Here is an 18,501-nt window from a genome sequence, read left to right on the forward strand (position 1 = left end):
GATCAGCCCGGCCGCTTGAGTTTAGCGGCGGCAGCCGCCGCCGCCTTCAGCCCGGCGCTGCCCGCCGTCGTGGCCCAGACCTGTTGCAAGGCGGCGAATTCAGCGACCAGGCCAGGCTCTACGAAAGCCCCGCCCCAGCTCGTCGCCGCCCAGCCGCCGACCTTCTCGGTCGGGAGGTCCTGTAGGAAGGAGAGCAGTCGCCGCTGCAGGGGCGCGCGCAGCCGCGCGAGCAGCGCCAGGCCGGCGACGCCCGCCGGAGCCGTGACCAGCTTGTCAGAAGACAGGATACGCGCCTGTAGGGCGTCGAAGACCTGTTCAGCCTCGGGTTCGGTGAGCCGGCCGACCTCCGGCTCGGCCGACCGCGCAGCCATCGCTGAACCGCTGAGCCGATCGACGAGGGCTTCCAGATGGTCGGCGGCGATCACGCCGGCGAAGAAGCTGCGCTTGTCGCGGGTGACGAAGACGTAAGGCCGCAAATCGACGTCGGCCAGGGGCGGATCGATGGCGGCCCAGCCCTTGGCCCAGTCGCTCTTGAGCCAATCGTCGATCTCGGGCGCTGAGCGCGAGGTCGATTTGGCGCGAGATCGGCCCGCCGGTTCGGCGATTTCGGCCTCCTTCGGCGCCGTCTCGAGGGCGGCCAGAGCCGGCACCTTGCCGTTGGACGCCGCCGCGGCCAGCCGCGAGAGCTGTTCATACAGGTCCGGCGCGAACCGTTCGGCGAGCATGATCTTGGCCAACACCGGTAGCTCGATCTCGTCCCCGAAGCCGCGCTCCTCAGCGATCGCGCGCCGAAGCGCCATGGAATTCAGGAAACGCTTGATCTGCCGTGGGTTGCCGCGCGTCCCGTCGGTGAGCAGGCGGGTGATCTGTGCGCTGATGCGCAAGGCCTCGTCGACGGGCGGCGGTATGGCGCCCGCCAAGGCGGCCTGGACCGCCTTGCGATCGAGGCCGCGGCTCGCCCAGGGCCGGCGGAGATCTTCCCGGGCCGCGGCGAGCAAGGCCTGGAACTGCGGAGCCCCCTCCCCTAGCGCGCGCTGGGTGAGCAGAAGCGTCACGTAGGCCCGGGTCTCCGCCAGACCGAGGGCGGGTATCCGGAACGGAACCTGGATGAGCTTTTCCAGGTAGTTCCGGGCGTAGCTCATCGGACCGGTCGTGGCCGGCAACTCGGGAAAATGGCGGCGGACTGAGTATTCGATCATCGCCTCGTCGGCGGCGATCACGAACGCGGTCCGCGGCACGAACAGGAACAAGCGGATCGCTTCGAGTGTGGCGATGGCCGTCTCGGGCAAGCAGCGGTCGAGGTCGTCGATCAGCACCACCAGCTGGTCGATGTCGGCGGCGTCGAGGAGTTCGTCGAACTCCTTGCGGAACGCATGCATCTGATCGGGGACAGTCTCGGACGCGGAATCGGCCGCCTTCAGCAGCCCGCCGGCCTGTTCGGTCACCGCCTTGAGGTTCTCCGCGGTGATCAGCTCGGCGGGGTTGGCGACCAGACCGGACAGGCCATCATAGAGCGCCTTCAGCAGATCGGGGGACGGGATGCCCGTTGCAGCGGTGAACGCCAGCCCCCCCGCCTTGTGGGCGACCTTGAACCAGTCGACGCGTTTGAGCACCTTCTTCGCCGCCTCGGCCACCTTGGTCGAGGTCGGCCGCGCGCGGCGCAGCTCCGAGACCAGTGTCTCGATCACCACAGCCTTGGCGTCTTCGAATCCCTCGAAGACCCAGCCGTTGAACCAGAGGGTGACGACGCGCTTGTCGCCTTCGAAGGCGGCCGACGTCATCTTCAGGACGCTGGATTTGCCCGCGCCCCAGTCGCCATGCACGCCGATGGTCACCGGCACGGTGGCGCTCTGTCGGATCAGGCGCACAACCGTTCGCGCGACCGCCTCGTAGTAGAGGAGGTCGACGGCCGTCTCTTGATCGCTGAGGAAGAACGGGTCGCTTCGAACGGTCAACGGGGAAGTCTCGCAAGGCGTCGGATGGCAGGCTGAGCGCCGTGGCCACACCCGCTGCGATCAGGTTCAGGTTAAGCCTGTCGTGGTAAAGCTGTCCACATCCTGTCGGGGCCAGCGCAAGGCTGTGGCGGCCGGCGCTCCGCACCTTCTAGCGACCGCCAAGAACCTCGATGACCGGACAGGATGGCGCCGTGCCGCCGGCGCACCGGCCGACGGCGTCGTCCAACACCATCTCCAGACGGCGGAGATCCTCGATCTTGGCGCGGACCGCGAAGAGGTGGGCCGCGGCGATCGGCTCGACCTCCGCGCAGGTCCGGCGGCCAGGCTCGGAAAGGGCGATCAGGGCGCGGATGTCGTCCAGGCTGAAACCGAGCTCGCGCGCGCGCCGGATGAAAACGAGGCGCTGGCGGTGCTCCGGCCGGTAGTCGCGATGACCGCCGCTGGTGCGGTCGGGCTCCGGCATCAGGCCGACGCGTTCGTAGTAGCGAACAGTCTCCAGATTCACCCCGGCGTCCGCGGCCAGGCGGCCGCGCGTCAGTCCATGTCCCATGGCGCAGAAAGTCCTTGTTCCTGTAGTGGCTACAGGTTGCAGACTAGCATCAAGCGCGACGGAGGTCTGGATGTCATTGGGAAGTGAGCGGCGCCCCCGCGGAACGGCCGAAGCCGCCGTGGGCTGGGCGGCCGCTGTCGGGGCTGGCGCCGCCCTGCTGGCCTGGATCTCGTGCTGTGTGCTCCCGATCGCCTTGTCGCTCGCTGGTCTGAGCCTCGCCGGGACCGCGTGGTTGGCCGGCCAGAGGACATGGCTGACCTTCGCCGCGCTGGCGGTGCTCGCCCTGGGTTGGGTGATGACCTGGCGTCGCCGACGGGCCTGCGCGCGCGCCAGTTCATGCGCCGTCCCTTCCCGATTGACGGTAGGCCTGCTGACCGTCGCCACCCTTCTGACCCTCGCGGCCTTGGCCTGGCAACCGCTCTTGGAGCCCAGGCTGCTCGCAATCCTCAGGACCCTCGGATGACCCCTACGACGTTGCAGCTCGCCTCCACCCTTACTTGCCCGGCCTGCGCAGCCCGGACGACCCAGATCATGCCAACCGACGCGTGCCAGTATTTCTTCGACTGCCCAAGCTGCGGCGCCGTCCTCAAACCCAAGCCCGGCGACTGCTGCGTGTTCTGCTCCTATGCGGACGTGCCCTGCCCTCCGGTCCAACAGGATGGAAAAGGCTGCTGCGGCTCGACGCCGATACCGCCGCGACCTTCCACAGGCTGGAGGTCGTAGACTGCCCAGGAGGGTCGCCAAGGGCGCCGCTCAAGCCTTCCCGATGACATCCCGGACGATGGCGATGATCACCCAGGCATAGGCCCCGAGCATCGGGAGGGCCGTGGTGGCGACGCCGAAGGCGCGGCCGCCGGCCCCGTGCGGATAGCCGAGAAGGAAGGTCGCGCGGCCAAGACAGAAGAGCGCCACGGAGCCGAGGACGTAGGCAATCGGCGCCTCCCCCTCGACGGTGGCGAGCGCGACATGGCCGACGATGGCGATGAACGCCTGCTCCAAGGTATTCTGCAGGAAGGCCGCGGGCACCGCCAGTCGGGCGCTGGGCGCGCCGAAGGCGGAGCCGGGGTTGTCGTCCTTCGACTCGAACCGGACCTTCGCCACCATACGAATGGCGATCACCACCCAGAGCGCCACGACCAGGTCGGCGCGCAGGACGAGGGCGAGCCGCTCCGCCACGCCGGTCGGGAAGTTGAACCAGACCGGAAGAGCGAGGGTGACCAAGGCGAGTGTCGGAGCGCAGACCAGGAAGGCGATCAGCGAACGGCGCCTCACGCGCCTCTGTTCGAGAGGAAGATCCACCTTGGGCGGTTGCGGCGTTCGGGTCATCGCCGCCGCCGATGGCGCGAGCGCCGCGCCCAGATCCGGTAGGTGTCGCCGAACACTTCCGGATGGTTCAGCTCGTGGCGATGCAGGGCCGTGAGGTCCTGAATCGCCCCTAGAGCAGGGTGTTCGGCGAGGAAACGCGTCCGGTCCGCGGCGTGGCCGAACTGTAGCCCGAGGAATTCCAAGCCGGCGTCGTCCAGCAGCTGACCCACTTGCGGCAGGGTGAAACGATGCTCATTGACGTGGAAGACAAGGTCGCGGCAGTCCGACGTGGTCCAGAAATCGGAGGCGGGGCTCAACACCGTCTCCAGTTCGGGGGAGCGGGGTCGGACCATCAGGTCATGGCGGAGGTCGCGGACCCCTTCGGGTGTGGCGGGATAGCCCCGGGCGGCGATGTGGGCCCGGGCCTCGACGACGCCCTGGCGTCCGAGCTCGCTGTAGAGGCCGATGAACAGCAGGCCGCCGGGCTTGAGCAGATCCGACAGCACCTGCAGGCCCGCGGCCGGGTCGGCCATGTGGTGCAGCACGCCGAAACTGTCGATGAGATCGAACCGCTCGGTGAGGACCGGAAGGTCGAGGATGTCGGCTTGCAGGTGCTCGACGTTCGCGAGGCCGTATTCTTGGGTCTTCCGCATCGCGTAGCCGAGGCTCGCGCCGCTGAGGTCGACGGCCAAGATCGACGCGTCCTTGTAGGTGTTGGCGACCCGCATGGTCTCCAGTCCGGTGCCGCAGCCGGCGATGAGGACACGCGGGCGCTCGACCTCCGGCGCCTGGCCCTCCCCAAGATGTGGCAGCGCGATGCGCACGGCGTCGGCGAAGGCAAGCGGAGTGCCGACGCCGCACCGCGTCCACCGGGGATAGGGGCTCTCTTCGTATTGCCGCTGGACCGCAACGGAGATGAGGTCGGTGGCCGCCTTGAGCACCGCCAACCCGGCGCGCAATTCCCTCTCCAGCGCCGGTTCGGCGACCTGCTCGCGGACTAGGTCGGCGATGGCCGGAACGAGATCGCGCAAGAGTCTAGCCGCGTGCGGGGTCGTGCTCAGAGGGCGGTAAGCCGCCAGGATGGCGATCCGGACAGCGTCGCCCGGACGGCGGCCCAAGTCATCGCGGTCGAGCAACTTGCCGAGCTGTTCGACGCCCCGGTGTTCGTCAGGGCTGACGAAGTAGGCGTACTCGTTGAGGAAGGCCTGGCGGGCCAAGCGGGCCGCCAGGGCTAATTCGTCGTCCAGAGCCTCGGGCGCTTCAACAGCTGCCGCGAGCAGATCCGCACGCAGCCGCACCATGAGCAACTCGACCGCAATGCTTGGAATCGGCGCCGCTTCGAGCAACGCGAGGAACAGCGGATCCTGGACCAGCCGCGCGGCGACTGCGCCGTCTTCGGCGATGATCCGCGCGATGTCGGCCGGCCGCGCCTCAATGGCGTGCAGCAGCCTGTCGATCTCAGCGTCCTGCCGCAGAACGGCCAGGGTCGCCGTAGCCAGATTGCGCGGATTGACGTCGTCGTGATCGAAGAGCTGCAGCAGGACGCTCCGGAACATCTCGCCGGAGGGCGCGACCTTGGTGTGCCGCAGGCTGCTGGCCAGCAGGCGCCACAGGCCCGGCGTCTGCGGGCTCAAGTCCACGGCGCGGGCCAGGTCTTCGAGGCCTTCGAGGCCCTGACCGAGCTGCAGGCGGGCCACCCCGAGGTTCGACCACAACCCCGGGGCCATCGGATGGCTTGGGGGCATGCCGTCCAGCGCTGTGGCGAAGAGCGGCCCAGCCCGGGACGGCTCACCGCGCCGAAGGAGCAGGAGGCCGTAGCCGTTGAGCGCCACCGGCAACCTCGGCGAGAGGCGTAGCGCGGTCTGGTAGCGCTGTTCGGCCGCCTGCCCCCGTCCAAGGCCGCGCAGCGCCTCGGCGGCGAAAGCGAAGGCTTCGGCGAAGTCCGGTTTCAGCGCTGCGGCGCGCTCGAAGTACGGCAGGGCCTTGGCCAAGGCGTGGGCCCGTCGATGGGCCTCACCGAGATTGAACTGGATGAACGGGTTCTTGGGCTGACCCGCCAACGCGCGTTGGAAGAGCGCGAGGGCCTCGGCTGTCCGCCCTTCCTGCATCGCCACGCCGGCCACGACGTTCAGCGCTGACGGATCGGCAGGCGCGAAGCCAAGGGCGAGGCGGGCTTCGGTCTCGGCCGCGCGCCATCGCCCGGCATTGTAGTGATCGACGGCCCGGCCGACAGCCTGCACGAATTCAGGGCGGGCCGACGCCGCGCCGCGGACGGACGGATGGCGGGCGGCCATGGATCGCCCTCCCCGCTAGGGCGCGTCCGCCGCGTGGACCGCGGCGGCGCGACGGTTGTGGAGGAAGCCGGCGATCAGCACGCCCAGCGCAGAGAACTGCGCGGCCAGCGTCTGTAGGGTGGCGTAGAAGCCGAGCACCTCGATGCGCGGCAAGCCCCGCACCGCGGAGACGCTGATCATCCCGGCCTCCTGCAGCGCAGCGACGCCCTTGCCCGCCAGCACCACGGCCAGGACCGCCACCAGGGCGGCGCTGAACGCGAAGAACTTCCCGATCGGCAGCTTGCGGCTGTACCGCAGCATGATCCAGGCGACGGCGCCCAAGGCGGCGACGGCGACACCCGCACCGGCCAGGACAGCCGGCGCGGTCGCAGGGTTCCAGAGCGCGGCGTAGAAGAGGATGGTCTCGAACACCTCGCGGTAGACCACGACGAAGGTCAGCAGGAACAGGAACCAAGCCGAGCGGCGCGAGAGCGCGCGTGAGAGCTTCTCACGGATGTAGCGCTGCCAGGCGTCGGCCTGGCTCTTGCCGTGCATCCAGATTCCGACGCTGAGCAGCACAACCGCCGCGAAGAGGGCGCCGAAGCCCTCCGTCAGTTCTCGGCTCGCGCCGCTGATGGTGATCAAATAGGTCGCCGCCACCCAGGTGGCGACGCCGGCGGCGAGCGCGCTCGCCCAGCCACCGTGGACATAGGCCAGCACGTCCTGCCGCTCAGCCTTGCGCAGGAAGGCGATCATGGCCACCACGATGAGCAGCGCTTCCAGGCCTTCGCGGAGCAGCACGGTGAAGGCGCCCAGGAACGCCGAAGCCATGTCGGCCTTGGCCGGCGCGAGGATCGCCTCGGTCTCGCCGAACAAGTCCTCGATGAGGACCGCCTGTTCTCGCACAGCCTCGACCGGGACGCCGCGAGCGATGCGCTGCCGGAACTCGCCCATGGCCGCCTCGATTCGCGCCAGCAGGGCGCGGTCGCGGGCGGCGATCGCCGGCTCCACCGGCTCAACGCCGTCGAGATAGGTCGAAAGCGCCAGATCGGTGGCCGCCCGCCGGTCTCCCGCCGCATAGGCCCTGACGGTCGCGGCGAGCTTCGCCCGCGCCACGTCCAACACTGGACCATCGGAGGGAGTGGTCACAACCTCGGGCGACCGACGCAAGAAGGCTGTGAGGTCCCCCGCGTTCTTCGCGCCGAGGGTCGCAGCCAAGCTGGCCGGAGTAACACGGGTGATCGCCGCCAGATCTGGAAACGCCGCGCGAACCTCGGGATCGCTACGCCACAGACGCTCCCCGCGCTGCGCGGCCTCGGCGTCATAAGCGAAGCGGCCCACATAGAAGGCCAGCGCCCAGCGGTCCTCGGCCGGCAGGTGGGCGAAGCTCGCCATCGCCGTGCCGTCCAAACCCTGATCGATCACCTGGTAGAGCGCGAAGACACTGCGGTGATCGGCGCGCGCGCGATCGGCGAAAGCGATCGGCGGCGGGTCCATGCCCTTGGCGTCGGGCCCCTTCCCGTCGCCGTTCACGCCGTGGCATGAGGCGCATTGCTCGCCGAAGAGCGCCGCGCCACGCTGAAGGTCCGGAGTGCCCTGCGGCGCGAGCGCGACGGGGTAGGCCGCCAGGAGCTCGGCAGCCAGGCTCCGCGCCCTGGTCGCCACAAGCGCCGGCGAGGCCTTCTGGGAGATGGCTTTCTCGAGTTCGACGGCGCCGCGTTCGAGCCCCGGTTTGGACGCGATGCCGGGCAAACTCTTCAAGCGGGTGCGGACGGAACCCGAAAACTCCACCATCTCGGCGTATTCCGCCGGGTTGGACACTCGGCCGTTCTCGACGGCGCCCGCATAGTCCACGGCCACATAGTCGAGCAGCCGCCAGATCGTCTCCGCGGGCGTCGCCTCGGCGCGGGCCCCGCCGGCCAACACAGCCCAGCTGACAACGATGAGACTGAGAAGCAGTATCCTTCGAAGGCCGCACTCGATCGAAGTGGGCAGGCGCGCGCAATCAGCTGACATGTGCGGGTTCGTTCAGCTCGCGGCGGGCGTCTTTGATGATCTCAGTGGCCGAATGCAGGAACAGCAGCGCAATGGCCGCGGCCACAACCAAGTCGGGCCAGGCGCTGTGCGTCCAGTAGACCAGGCCGGCCGCAACGATCACGGCGACATTGGCCAGGGCGTCATTGCGCGAGAACAGCCAGACGGCGCGGACGTTGGAGTCGCCTTCCTTGAAGCGAGAGAGGATCCAGGCGGCCACGACGTTGACCGCCAGCGCTGCAATGCCGATCCCGCCCATCAGCTCCGCCTCGGGGGGAATAGCGTTCAGAGCGCGCCACGCCGCCATCCCGATGACGACGACGCCCAGTCCGGCCAGGAAGAGGCCCTGGACCAAGGCCACCCGCGCCCGCGCACGTTCGGTCCAGGCGAGGGCCAGGAGGCCGACGAAGGTGATCGAGCCATCGCCGAGAAAGTCCAGGGCGTCAGCTTTCAGCGCCTGGCTCCCGGCCAGGAAGCCGCCGACGATCTCGAACAGGCCGAAGCCCACATTGAGCACGACCACGATCCAGAGCGCGCGGCGGTAGGCGGGGTCGTGCTGCGCGCGTTCGGTATCCCCGTGGCATCCGCAGCTGTCGGCGTCATCAGTCATGGCCTTGGCGTAACACCTCTAGTCGGTAGAGGATCAAGCCCTGATTTCACCCAACAGCGACCGCCTATCGATGGGCGATGGTCGGTTTGCCGCCAGCCGCCCAACCCGGCCGCCGGGGCCGGCCTTCCGTCGCAAGAGTCCTGACCGAGCGGTCCCAGTTCGTCACGCGGGCTTGCGCCGCCGCGCAGAAGCCAGATCGGAGATCAGGAAGCCTGCCAGGCCGACGACACCAATGTCGGCCATGTTGAACGCCGGCCAGTGCGCTCCGGCGATATGGAAGTCCAAGAAGTCGGTCACGGCCCCGTCGCGCGCCCGATCGACGATGTTGCCGATCGCCCCGCCGAGCACAAGGCCAAGACAGAGCGCTGGAACAAGGCGGCGGCTGCGCAGAATCAAGACCGCCAGGACGGCCACGATGGCGCCCGTCAGGCCGATGATCAGCAAGCTGGAGGTCCCGGCGGCGTTGAAGAGGCCGAAGGTCACCCCGCGATTGTGCGACAGGGTCAGGTCCAGGTAGGGCGCGAGCGTCTGCTGCGCGCTCGGCCGCGCCATGAGCCTCAAGCCGGCCGACCGGGTATCGGTCTAATCGGTCGACTTGGTCGGGCTAGCGCGCCGGGTTTCGCTAGGACCATGCTGGTCGCGCGTCAGGGCGCAGCCGCCCTGGCGCCAAACCTAGAATGAAGGCTGCGAGGAGCCCGCGCACCGCGCGTGGCGGGAAGCGCCGTCGAGCGGCCGCCGGCGCCCCAAAGGGCGCCCGAAGGGGCGGACCCGCAGGAGCCGCGTTAGCGGCGGGACCGAGCACGCCCGCCGGCCGCTCTCCGACTCGGGGGCCGCGGGGGCGTCCCTGCTCGAAAATGGCGCCGAGACGCACGGCTCCGCCCTGGGGGAAGACGTTCCCCAATTGGCGTTAAGGCTTCAAGATCAGTAGCGCGAGACCACCCAAGACGACGCCGACTAAGGTGATCACCCCATAGACCCACAGCGACCGCCGGCGCCGCAGGCGCGCGCCGCGGCTAAGACGAGTGGTCGACTGGATCATTCAGCCATTAGACGCGATGTGGCCCAGGACGCCAAGGTCGCACCCCTGGGGCGCCCACACTCATCCACATTGCATGAATTCTTAATGGCATTCCTTGCAAACTGGCCTCGGAGGCCTAGATTGGAGCCATGAGCAAGTTCGACCAGTTCAAGGCCAAGCTCCGCCCCGGGCAGACCTACCGCCGGGCGGATCTGGCCCCATGGTCGACGGCGGTCGATCGCCACCTCAAGGAAGCGCTGCAGGCCGGCGTGCTGACCAAGCTCGCCGGCGGCCTCTACTACGCGCCCAAGCACACCGCCTTCGGGAAGGCCCCACCCGGGGACGAGACACTGGTCTCGACCTTCCTGAAGGGCGGTCCGTTCCTGCTGGCCTCACCGAACGCCTACAACGCGCTCGGGGTCGGGACGACCCAGCTGCACAACAAGACCGTGGTCTATAACCACAAGCGCCACGGCAAGTTCGCGCTCGGCGGTCGGACCTATGACTTCCGGATGAAGCCCGCCTTCCCGAAGAAGCTCACAGCTGAGTTTCTGCTGGTCGATCTGGTCAACAATCTCGACCAGTTGGGGGAGAGCGCCGAGGAGGTCCTGGGGCGCGTCAAGGCGCGCCTGGCCGCCAGTGACCGGGCGCGGGTTAAGCGGGCCGCCCAGTCCTACGGCTCCGAACGGGCCAAGAAGTTCTTCGCCCGGGCCCTGGCCGAGGTCGGGGCGCAGGATGCCGCGTGATTTCCTGCACAGCCACCCCCAGTTCACCGATCTGATCCGGATCGTCGCCGACGACCAGGGCATCGCACCCGCGCTGGTCGAGAAGGACTATTGGATCATGCAGAGCCTCTACGGCCTGCAGCAATTGGGCCTGACCTTCGAATTGAAGGGCGGAACTTCGCTGTCCAAAGGATACGGACTGATCAGCCGGTTCTCGGAGGACATCGACATCCGCATCGAACCGCCGGCGGACCCGCCGGTGATGACTGGCCGCAACCACGACAAGCCGGCGCACATCGGGAGCCGCAAGGACTTCTACGACCGCCTCGCCCAGACCATCACGATCGACGGGATCACCTCCGTCGAACGCGACACGGCCTTCGACGACACCCGGCAATACCGCAGCGCCGGCATCCGCCTGACCTACGCCAGCGCCAACGGCTCGGTCGAGGGCCTGAAGGACGGGGTCCTGTTGGAGGTGGGATTCGACGACGTCGCACCCAACGAAGCGCGAGACATCAGCTCTTGGGCCTACGACTACGCCGCCAGCCAGGTCGCGGTCATCGACAACCGCGCCCTGGGCGTCGCCTGTTATCACCCTGGCCACACCCTGGTCGAAAAGCTGCAGGCGATCTCGACAAAGTTCCGCCAGCAGCAAGAGACCGGCGCGTTCCCGCCGAACTTCATGCGCCACCATTACGACGTCTATGCGCTGCTCCAGGACCCGACTGTCCAAGCCTTCATCGGCACGCAAGCCTACCTCGACCACAAGGCCAAGCGGTTTCCCAAGGCGGACAACCCGGTCATCGCCGAGAACGAAGCCTTCGCCCTGAGCGACCCTGACGTCCGTCGGAAACTGCAGAGGGCCTACGTTACTTCAGGCGCGCTCTATTTCCGGGGTCAGCCGGACTTCGACGATATCCTGGCCAAGATCGCAGACTGGGCGCCGCGCCTCTGAAGATTCACGCGCTCGCGATCCCCGGCCCTAAAGGCTGACAGACTCAAGGAGGTAGGTTTCCGCCTCGCGGCCGACCAACCGGCTGACCTCCCTTACCCGTCGGCCATTTGGCGCTCGCTCGATGAAGATCACCACATTGATCGCCTGGGTGATAGCCCGGTAGGGAATCCGCGGCGTCGCCTCTCCGATCAGATCCTCGAGCCGCGTCAGCCCCTCCAGCGCGCTGTTGGCGTGGATGGTCGCCAGCCCGCCGGGATGGCCCGTATTCCAGGCCTTGAGCAGATCCAGGGCCGAGCCGTCGCGAACTTCGCCGATGATAATGCGATCGGGTCGCAGGCGCAGCGTATCCCTGACCAGATCCGTCATGGTGACCACCGGCTCAGTGCGCTTGGTCAGCATCTGCACCTTGTCCTCGGCCGAACACTGTAGCTCCGCCGTGTCCTCGATCAGCACCACGCGGTCGGTCGCGAACGCGGGCTCGGCGAGGATGGCGTTCGCCAAGGTGGTCTTGCCCGATCCCGTACCGCCGACGATCAGCAGGTTGTCGCGGTTCACCGCGGCCGCGCGGATCGCAGCCGCCTGGCCGGCCGTCATGATCGCCTGCTCGACGTAGTCGTCGAGGGTGAACACCACCTCGGGGCGTTTCCGAATGGCGAAGGCGGGGCTCGGCACGATCGGCATGAAGGCGCCCTGGAACCGCTCGCCGGTCTCCGGCAGGGTCGCGCTGACCCGTGGCCGGTCACGGGTGACGACCTCGCCCACGTGGTCCGCCAAGAGGCGGAGGATTCGATCGGCGTCGGCGCTGGCCAGGCTCTGCCCGGTGAACGAACGCCCCTCCCCTATCTTGTCGACCCAGATCTTGCCGTCGGGATTGACCATTACCTCGACCACCATTCGGTCGGCGAGCGCCGCGGCGATCACCGGGCCCATGGCCTGCTTCAGCGCCGCGACCTTGCGGTCCTGAGCGATCGGGTGCGAAACGGCCATGGAAACTCCAGGTAAATCGAGAAGGCGCTAGGCGGCGCCGGGCAGACTGTCGTCTTCGTCGGGCCGCAGGTTTTCGATGGAGTGCGCTGATATGTACTCGCCGGCGTCGATCGCCTCCGTCGGGGCGGGCTCGGCCGGCGTGGCGATCGGTGTGATGGCCTCGTGCGGCGCGGGCGCGGCCTTCACCGGCCGCACCCCCTTCCAGTCGATGGTCGCTGTCCCAGGCAGGTCCGCCTGGCCCCGGGATTGCCGGACCTTGGCCGGCACACCGTGGAAATAGTCGCCCGTGCGATCCTGGAAGAACGGCTCCTCGTAGTAGCGAATCTTGTCCGCCAGGATCGGCTTGCAGTTGTTGACGAACAGGAACTGCTTGCGGTCGTCGAGGCCGCGGACGTCCTCCTCGGAGAGGATGTAGCGCTGCTGCTCCGACTGCGACGTCGAGCGATGCGCCCGGCCGAACAGGGTGCGCGGATCGCTGAAGCTCTCGCGCATCTCCAGCGCCTTGCCGGCGCGCCGCACCACCTTCTCGATGCTGGTCGGCTCCGAGGTCGCGAAGGCCGCGGTGATGTGCATGTTGTCGAACAGGGGCGTGCGGTCGCCGTACTTCGAAAACACGTCGTTGAAGCTCTGGCAGATCAGGTGGGCGGTGATGCCGTAGCCGGCCATCTCGCCCATGGCGTTCTCCAGGAACGGCAGGCTGCCGAGCTTGGGAAACTCGTCGAGCATCAACAGCAAGCGATGCAGCTTTTTGCGCCCTCGGCTGTCGACGTGTTCGCTCTCCATCAGGCTGTTGATGGTCTGGCGTGTGAACACCCGCACCAGGAACGCCAGCCGGTCGGCGTGGGCCTGCGGCGTGATCATGTAGAAGCTCACCGGCGCGGTCGAGCACACCAAGTCGCCGATCGAGAAGTCGGACCAGCTGGTGGCGTATTCGACCAGCGGATCGGCCCACAGCGACAAGGAGGCCCGGCAAGTGGCCAGCACGCTCGACTTCACCCGCTCGTCGAGATTGGCCAGCGCCGTGGCGCCCAGCAGCACCTCAGGATGCACCTCGGCGATCGGCTGGCCGTCGGGGCTTCGGGCCTTGCCGTCGGGTGAGTGATAGTCGGGCCGATGCCGATGCAGCGTGTGCTGCATAGCGTGCAGGGTCGCATCGATGTTGATCAGCAGCCGGCGAACCTGGGCCAGGTTCTTCCGGTCGTCCGGCTCGCTGTAGAGCACATGCAGGATCACCGCGGTGAAGAAGTCCGTGGCGCTCTGGTCCCAGAAGTTCAGGTCGCCGGCCTTGCGGCCCAGCGGGTCGACCAGGATGCCGACGACATTCTGGATGTCGGCGATCTCCATCGGCCCCTTGCGAACCTCGAACAGCGGGTTCCAGCGCACGGTGTTGGGGTCGGTCGGCGCGAAATAGAAGACGTGGCTGAAGGTCTTTCGATGGTCGGCGGTGATGTGCCAGAGCTCGCCCTTGCGGTCGTAGATGAAGGCGCTTTCCGGCCAGGAGACCAGGGTCGGGACCACGTGGCCGGCTCCCTTTCCGCTGCGCGAGGCGCCGACGATGATGGCGTGCTCGATGCCGCGATAGGCGAGGTAGCGATCGCCGAACCGGCCGAGCACTCGGCCGCTCAGCTGCTTGCCGGCCTGGATCAACTTGGCCCGCTCGACATCGGGCATCGTCGCCCAGGCGCCCTTGCCGAACTTCGGCGGCGAGCGCCGCAGGCGACGGCTCAGGCCGATGGCCGCCATCGCCGGAATGAACAGGACCGCCAGCGGCAGCAAGGCCGCCATCTCGAAGGCGTCGGGATAGGTTCGCGCATAGCGGCCGTACCAGCCGATAAAGGCCCAGGGCGGATAGATCCGCACCGCTCCGACGTCGAACAGTCCCGGGCCGAACTCGCGCGGATAGTGGAAGACATGCGCCACATATTGCGTCGAGAACGACCCCGCCAGCAGCAGCAGCACCGCGGTCACCGGGAGCAGGATGCGCGCCTTCTGGGCCTTGGTCATCGCACGCGCTCCTCTACCGGCCGGGGAACAGGTTGCGGCCGATCGACCGCCCCTGCCCTCGGTTCAGCCGTTCCACCGCCAGCTGCCGCGCCTGGGCTGGATAGGCCTGGATCGCCGCCCTGGCCGGCGTCCCGACATCGCGCACGAACCGTGTCGCGTCGGGCGAGGTACGCGGCACGCTCAACGCCACCTGACCGAGCTCATGGGCGACGCGCAGGTCGTTGTAGGTGCGCGTCGCGGTGACGATGCGCTTGTCCATCCGCTTGATCTTTCGCTCCAGCGTGCGGCGTTGCCGGGCGACATCAGCCGCAGCCGCGACGCTCGGCTGACGTCGCGCCGCAATGAACGCCAGACCGGCCTCCGAGCGGGCCCAGGCCTGGCGAACCTGCAGCGCCGCCTCGTGGCGCCGAATGTCTCCCCGGGCCCGTGCCAGGGCGTTCAGCTCGGCATGTTTGGCCCAGATCATCCGCGCCGGATTGCGGATCCACTGGACCAATCGCAGACGCTTTTCGCGGGTCTTTTTGACCCGCTGTTCGGTGTGCTGCAGACGCGCCCGTGCGCCCTTCAGAGCGATCGCCGCCTCCGCCGTCAGCTCACGCTCGGCCTGGCGTTCGGTCAGCACTTTCGGCGGCGTAAGCGCATCGCGATCCCGCGCCCATTGGTCTCGCTGCGCAACCAAATCGTCGCGGACTTTCGCGGCGTCGGTCACCAGTTTCGGCACCGGAACCAGGATGATCGGTTCGCGCGCGGCGAGCTTGTCGATGGTCTCCTCCAGCGCCACGTGCACCTCGCGAACCTTGCGGTTGCGGGCCCGCACGTCACGGTTCTGCTCGCCTCGTTCGGAGGCGATGTTCTTGCGCTCCAGCGCCGTCGCCGCCGGTCCCATATGCACCGTCGGTGCGCGGTCCACGCCGCGCTCCGCGAGGCTCAAATGCGAGACTTGCGGCGCGTTCGGACCCAGGTGTCGACGCAGGTGTTCGTTCTGGATCTTGGCCCAGCCCGCACGCCATTCCCGCACCTGCTCGGGCGTGCGCCAGCTGCGGTCCTTCAGGCCAAGTCCCTTCGGCCCGACCCGCCGCGTGGTCACCAGGATATGGGCGTGGAAATTGCGCTGGTCGCCCTCCTTCCCTGGCCGGTGCATGGCGATGTCGGCGATCATCCCCTTGGCCACTAGGTGCTCCTGGACGAAGGCCCGGACCAGTTCGCGGCGTTGCTCGAAGTCGAGCTCATGCGGCAAGGCCACCAGCAGCTCCCGGGCCGGCACCCCATCCCGCCGGGACTCCGCCGCCTCGGCCGCGTTCCACAGCCGCTCGCGGTCCTGCAGCGCCGCCGGCGCCGTCTCGGGCGCCATGATCTCGGCGTGCTCGATGCCATCCTTGTTGGCGAAGTCGAACTCCATCGCCAGCCGTTCGTCGACCAGCGCCGCGCCCGACCGATAGGCCGCCGCCGCCACGGCGGACCGGCCGGCGGCCCTTTGGATGGTCTGAACCTGGCACAGGAATGACGCCACGCTGCACTCTCTTCAGGCCGGCTTGGCCGGCGGATCGCTAAGGGCCCTGGCCCTTGGCTCAAACCCCGGCCGTCGCCGGCCGCAGCGGGGTTTGAGGGTGTCGGGCGGAGCCTGACCGCATCCGTCGGTGGGCGTAGCCCAACCGATGGGTATATGCGCCATTGTCCACAAACTGCTCTGCCGACCACTATCGACCATCCCGCCGCATTTTGGTAGAGGCAGCCCATCACGTTCTTTTTCGCCACGGATGGTGCGTGTCATGGCGACCGTCGATAAGCGCCGCCGCAATGCCCGCCGCTCCAAATACCGGCCCCGCACCGACGCCCAGAAGCAGCGCCGCAAGGAGCTCTGGGCCGCCCGCGAAGCCGACCGCAAGGCCGGTCGCCGCCTGTCCGAAGAAGAGGCCCTCACCCTGCGCCTGGAGGAGCTCGAGGCCGCGCTCCGGGATCAGGGCCACGTCGGAATCCACAATCGCCGCCACGTCACACCGCTGGACGAGATCGAAGACGACGTCCAACGCTTCGCTGTCCTCAAGGCCCGGGTCGAACGCCTCGAAGCGCTCTGGGCGATCAACCAACGCAAGCGTGAGACCCGGGGCAAGATCATCATCGGCGGCGCCCTTCTGGCCGAAGCCGCCGACTTCGAGGTCGAGGATCGCGATGCCCTGCTCGAGCGCCTGGTCGACATTCTCGACCGGCGCGTCGAGCGTGTGCGCGACCGGCTCACCGTTCGCGAACTCCTCGGCAACGCGCCGCTGCCGTTGCGGCCCGGCGGCGATCTCGACGAGGACGCCGAGACCGCGCTGGCCGCCGCCGGCGAGGTCCTCCCGGACTTCGACGCCATGGCCCAAGCAGCGCTCGCCGACGACGATGATGACGGTCTCAACCCCGGCGAAATCGACCCCGACTATGCAGACCTGGACGGCGTCTGGGAGGCCCCGTCCTAGCGCCGGCCGCGATCGCTTCCGCGGCCGTCCGGAAGGATGAACATCACGCGCGCCGGATCGACCGCAACCGCCATCTCCGGAGCCGGAGATGCGGCCTCTTCGGGGGCCACGAGGGGCGCAGGGACAGCGGAGGAATCCAGCGTCCTGGGTAGCAGCGCCGAGCGCTCGGCGGCCCGGTTCGCGCCGACGAAGATGACCATCGGCGGGGCGGCCGCCGCCGGGGCCTGCGGCGCGGATCTGGCGCCGCCCCCTCCCCTCCCCGCTTCGGCATAGAAGGTGTGGTCGCCGATCATCGCCGAGGCCGGTGCGCCGCCAAAATTGGTCAGGCCCGGCGACACCGTGCCGGCCGCTTCCCGAGCGGCCACGATCGAGGCGTTCTGGAAGAACCGCGCGCCGTTCGTCAGGTCCGGCAGCCGGCCGTCAAGCGCCAGGTTGAGGATGGTGTCGATCCGGGCCCGCTGGGCGTCCGACACCGGCCGAAGGTTGCGCCAGGAACCGCCGGCCCGCATCACCGGCTCGAACTGGCCGCGGGCGTTGACCACCGCCTCGACCGTGCCGCCCCAGCGGCCGTCCTGAAGGCGGTTGAGGATCGTGTAGACCACGCCGGCGAGGCCAGAGTCGCCCTGGTTCGCCGCCTCGGCGTAGGCGACCCGGGTGATGGCCTCGCGGGCCATTGGATCGGCTAGCTGCGTCGCCATACTGGACGCAGGGACCGGCGCGCGCGGCGATGGCGTCAGGCGCGGCGCGGCGGCGGCCGGCGGCGGGCAACTGACCCCGGCGGGAAGCGGCTGGGCGGTCGCGCCACGGGCCAGGAGGGCGCAGAGGCCCGCGAGAGCAGCAGGATCCATCAGAGGGCTCCAGGGGCCTCGGACGCGCCCCACAACGGCCGGTAGACGCCAAGCACCTGCTGGGCGCTCACCGGGCCGTAGTAGCGGCTGTCGAAGCTGTTGGGGATGCGGTTGGAAAAGACGAAGAATTCGCCCGGGCCCAGACGGCGACAGCCGCGCCATTGCGGCAGTCGCCGACCGCGTAGATCGACCGTGTAGATCGGCGCCAGGCGGCGGCCGTTCACGGCCAGGCTGGAGCCCTGAGTGCAGACGAGGTCTCCCTCGGCGGCCGCGACCTGTTTGAGGATCGGCATGTGCCGGAGGTAGCCCATCCGGCCGTCAGCGTAAGGGAAGGCGGCGGCCGGGGCGGGAAAGGCGATCAGGCTGCCCACGTCCGGCGCCTGGCCCGTCCGCGCATAGAGTCCGAGGGGCTCGCTCTCGGTCCTGTTCCATAGCAGCATCGGGCCGAATGAGCTCGCCAGCGCGATGACCAGGGCGAGCGCGAGGCCTGCGCCGAGCAGGGGGCGAAGGGACGGCAGGGTGGCGCGCGAAAGGCGACTGGACATGCGGCGTTCTCGATCGGCCGGCTTCAAGGCGCCCTCCCCCGCGCCGTCCGACACGGCCCTTTTTAGGAGAAATCGCACCTCAAGGCGAGGCCTTCTGCACGTCCCGACTGAAGAGACCCGCCCGGCGTATGCCGGGCGGGTCGGGAGCCTCAGTCTTCGTCGCCGGCCTCGTTGTGCTCGGGACGATCGAGGGACTTCACCTCGTGCTGGGGCGTGGCCACCACCACCTTCGA

At 68.5% G+C, this 18,501-nt stretch carries 16 protein-coding genes; 4 read left to right on the plus strand and 12 right to left on the minus strand.

The features are described 5' to 3' along the window. Positions 1-2 precede the first annotated feature (2 nt). Together qatA and EPN98_RS16495 are read right to left on the minus strand one after the other, a co-directional pair. Positions 3-1,955: a Qat anti-phage system ATPase QatA gene (qatA, locus tag EPN98_RS16490; RefSeq protein WP_293364005.1), complete on the minus strand. Its 1,953-nt coding sequence runs from the start codon at positions 1,953-1,955 to the stop codon at positions 3-5. 148 nt (positions 1,956-2,103) lie between these two features. Then, positions 2,104-2,505, minus strand: a complete 402-nt coding sequence (locus EPN98_RS16495) for a helix-turn-helix domain-containing protein (protein ID WP_293364006.1) — start codon at positions 2,503-2,505, stop codon at positions 2,104-2,106. A 459-nt stretch (positions 2,506-2,964) separates the two neighbouring features. Between EPN98_RS16495 and EPN98_RS16500 the strand changes: the two genes are divergently transcribed. After that, positions 2,965-3,228, plus strand: coding sequence for a GDCCVxC domain-containing (seleno)protein (locus tag EPN98_RS16500; protein ID WP_293364007.1), 264 nt, complete (start codon positions 2,965-2,967; stop codon positions 3,226-3,228). A 30-nt stretch (positions 3,229-3,258) separates the two neighbouring features. Here the strand turns inward: EPN98_RS16500 and EPN98_RS16505 are convergent, their stop codons facing one another. The 5 genes from EPN98_RS16505 to lspA form a co-directional block, all read right to left on the minus strand. Further along, a complete protein-coding gene (locus EPN98_RS16505) occupies positions 3,259-3,777 on the minus strand; it encodes an MAPEG family protein (RefSeq protein WP_293364008.1) in 519 nt (172 codons plus the stop codon). Between the two features lie 50 nt (positions 3,778-3,827). After that, positions 3,828-6,104 (minus strand): class I SAM-dependent methyltransferase, encoded by a 2,277-nt coding sequence (locus EPN98_RS16510; RefSeq protein ID WP_293364009.1) that lies wholly within the window; start codon positions 6,102-6,104, stop codon positions 3,828-3,830. A gap of 15 nt (positions 6,105-6,119) precedes the next feature. Continuing rightward, positions 6,120-8,099, minus strand: coding sequence for an FTR1 family protein (locus EPN98_RS16515; protein WP_293364010.1), 1,980 nt, complete (start codon positions 8,097-8,099; stop codon positions 6,120-6,122). Beyond that, entirely contained in the window at positions 8,089-8,727 is a 639-nt protein-coding gene (locus tag EPN98_RS16520) for a cation diffusion facilitator family transporter (RefSeq protein ID WP_293364011.1), read from the minus strand. Before EPN98_RS16520 ends, EPN98_RS16515 begins: the two co-directional genes overlap by 11 nt. A gap of 162 nt (positions 8,728-8,889) precedes the next feature. Continuing rightward, positions 8,890-9,279: a signal peptidase II gene (gene lspA / locus EPN98_RS16525; protein ID WP_293364012.1), complete on the minus strand. Its 390-nt coding sequence runs from the start codon at positions 9,277-9,279 to the stop codon at positions 8,890-8,892. 615 nt (positions 9,280-9,894) lie between these two features. On the opposite strand from lspA, the gene EPN98_RS16530 reads away from it, so the two are divergent. Together EPN98_RS16530 and EPN98_RS16535 are read left to right on the plus strand one after the other, a co-directional pair. Continuing rightward, positions 9,895-10,491 (plus strand): hypothetical protein, encoded by a 597-nt coding sequence (locus EPN98_RS16530; protein WP_293364013.1) that lies wholly within the window; start codon positions 9,895-9,897, stop codon positions 10,489-10,491. Then, positions 10,481-11,428, plus strand: coding sequence for a nucleotidyl transferase AbiEii/AbiGii toxin family protein (locus EPN98_RS16535; RefSeq protein ID WP_293364014.1), 948 nt, complete (start codon positions 10,481-10,483; stop codon positions 11,426-11,428). Before EPN98_RS16530 ends, EPN98_RS16535 begins: the two co-directional genes overlap by 11 nt. Before the next feature lie 27 nt (positions 11,429-11,455). Here EPN98_RS16535 and trbB read toward each other — a convergent pair whose 3' ends face one another. From trbB to mobQ, 3 genes are read right to left on the minus strand one after another with little or no spacing between them, the layout of a single operon-like run. After that, on the minus strand, positions 11,456-12,415 hold the full coding sequence (gene trbB / locus EPN98_RS16540) for a P-type conjugative transfer ATPase TrbB (RefSeq protein WP_293364015.1): 960 nt from the start codon (positions 12,413-12,415) through the stop codon (positions 11,456-11,458). 27 nt (positions 12,416-12,442) lie between these two features. Continuing rightward, entirely contained in the window at positions 12,443-14,419 is a 1,977-nt protein-coding gene (locus tag EPN98_RS16545) for a type IV secretory system conjugative DNA transfer family protein (protein WP_293364016.1), read from the minus strand. Between the two features lie 13 nt (positions 14,420-14,432). Further along, positions 14,433-15,929, minus strand: coding sequence for a MobQ family relaxase (gene mobQ, locus EPN98_RS16550; RefSeq protein WP_293364017.1), 1,497 nt, complete (start codon positions 15,927-15,929; stop codon positions 14,433-14,435). Between the two features lie 259 nt (positions 15,930-16,188). Between mobQ and EPN98_RS16555 the strand changes: the two genes are divergently transcribed. Further along, complete coding sequence (locus EPN98_RS16555) at positions 16,189-16,875, plus strand: hypothetical protein (RefSeq protein ID WP_293364018.1); 687 nt, start codon at positions 16,189-16,191, stop codon at positions 16,873-16,875. Here the strand turns inward: EPN98_RS16555 and EPN98_RS16560 are convergent. Beyond that, complete coding sequence (locus EPN98_RS16560; RefSeq protein WP_293364019.1) at positions 16,872-17,723, minus strand: cell wall hydrolase; 852 nt, start codon at positions 17,721-17,723, stop codon at positions 16,872-16,874. The two genes, EPN98_RS16555 and EPN98_RS16560, sit on opposite strands and share 4 nt — an antisense overlap. Continuing rightward, a complete protein-coding gene (locus EPN98_RS16565) occupies positions 17,723-18,268 on the minus strand; it encodes a S26 family signal peptidase (RefSeq protein WP_293364020.1) in 546 nt (181 codons plus the stop codon). Before EPN98_RS16565 ends, EPN98_RS16560 begins: the two co-directional genes overlap by 1 nt. Positions 18,269-18,501: the final 233 nt, after the last annotated feature.

It is taken from the genome of Phenylobacterium sp. (genome assembly GCF_004299445.1).
In the GTDB taxonomy this organism is placed as follows: Bacteria; Pseudomonadota; Alphaproteobacteria; order Caulobacterales; family Caulobacteraceae; genus Phenylobacterium.

What these genes read in the sequence shown, in the direction of transcription:
- EPN98_RS16545 (WP_293364016.1), bottom strand. Translation starts at nt 14,419, where the DNA reads ATGACCAAGGCCCAGAAGGCGCGCATCCTGCTCCCGGTGACCGCGGTG.
- EPN98_RS16515 (WP_293364010.1), bottom strand. Translation starts at nt 8,099, where the DNA reads ATGTCAGCTGATTGCGCGCGCCTGCCCACTTCGATCGAGTGCGGCCTT.
- EPN98_RS16510 (WP_293364009.1), bottom strand. Translation starts at nt 6,104, where the DNA reads ATGGCCGCCCGCCATCCGTCCGTCCGCGGCGCGGCGTCGGCCCGCCCT.
- lspA (WP_293364012.1), bottom strand. Translation starts at nt 9,279, where the DNA reads ATGGCGCGGCCGAGCGCGCAGCAGACGCTCGCGCCCTACCTGGACCTG.
- EPN98_RS16555 (WP_293364018.1), top strand. Translation starts at nt 16,189, where the DNA reads ATGGCGACCGTCGATAAGCGCCGCCGCAATGCCCGCCGCTCCAAATAC.
- EPN98_RS16495 (WP_293364006.1), bottom strand. Translation starts at nt 2,505, where the DNA reads ATGGGACATGGACTGACGCGCGGCCGCCTGGCCGCGGACGCCGGGGTG.
- EPN98_RS16520 (WP_293364011.1), bottom strand. Translation starts at nt 8,727, where the DNA reads ATGACTGATGACGCCGACAGCTGCGGATGCCACGGGGATACCGAACGC.
- EPN98_RS16535 (WP_293364014.1), top strand. Translation starts at nt 10,481, where the DNA reads ATGCCGCGTGATTTCCTGCACAGCCACCCCCAGTTCACCGATCTGATC.
- EPN98_RS16565 (WP_293364020.1), bottom strand. Translation starts at nt 18,268, where the DNA reads ATGTCCAGTCGCCTTTCGCGCGCCACCCTGCCGTCCCTTCGCCCCCTG.
- EPN98_RS16560 (WP_293364019.1), bottom strand. Translation starts at nt 17,723, where the DNA reads ATGGATCCTGCTGCTCTCGCGGGCCTCTGCGCCCTCCTGGCCCGTGGC.
- EPN98_RS16500 (WP_293364007.1), top strand. Translation starts at nt 2,965, where the DNA reads ATGACCCCTACGACGTTGCAGCTCGCCTCCACCCTTACTTGCCCGGCC.
- trbB (WP_293364015.1), bottom strand. Translation starts at nt 12,415, where the DNA reads ATGGCCGTTTCGCACCCGATCGCTCAGGACCGCAAGGTCGCGGCGCTG.
- EPN98_RS16530 (WP_293364013.1), top strand. Translation starts at nt 9,895, where the DNA reads ATGAGCAAGTTCGACCAGTTCAAGGCCAAGCTCCGCCCCGGGCAGACC.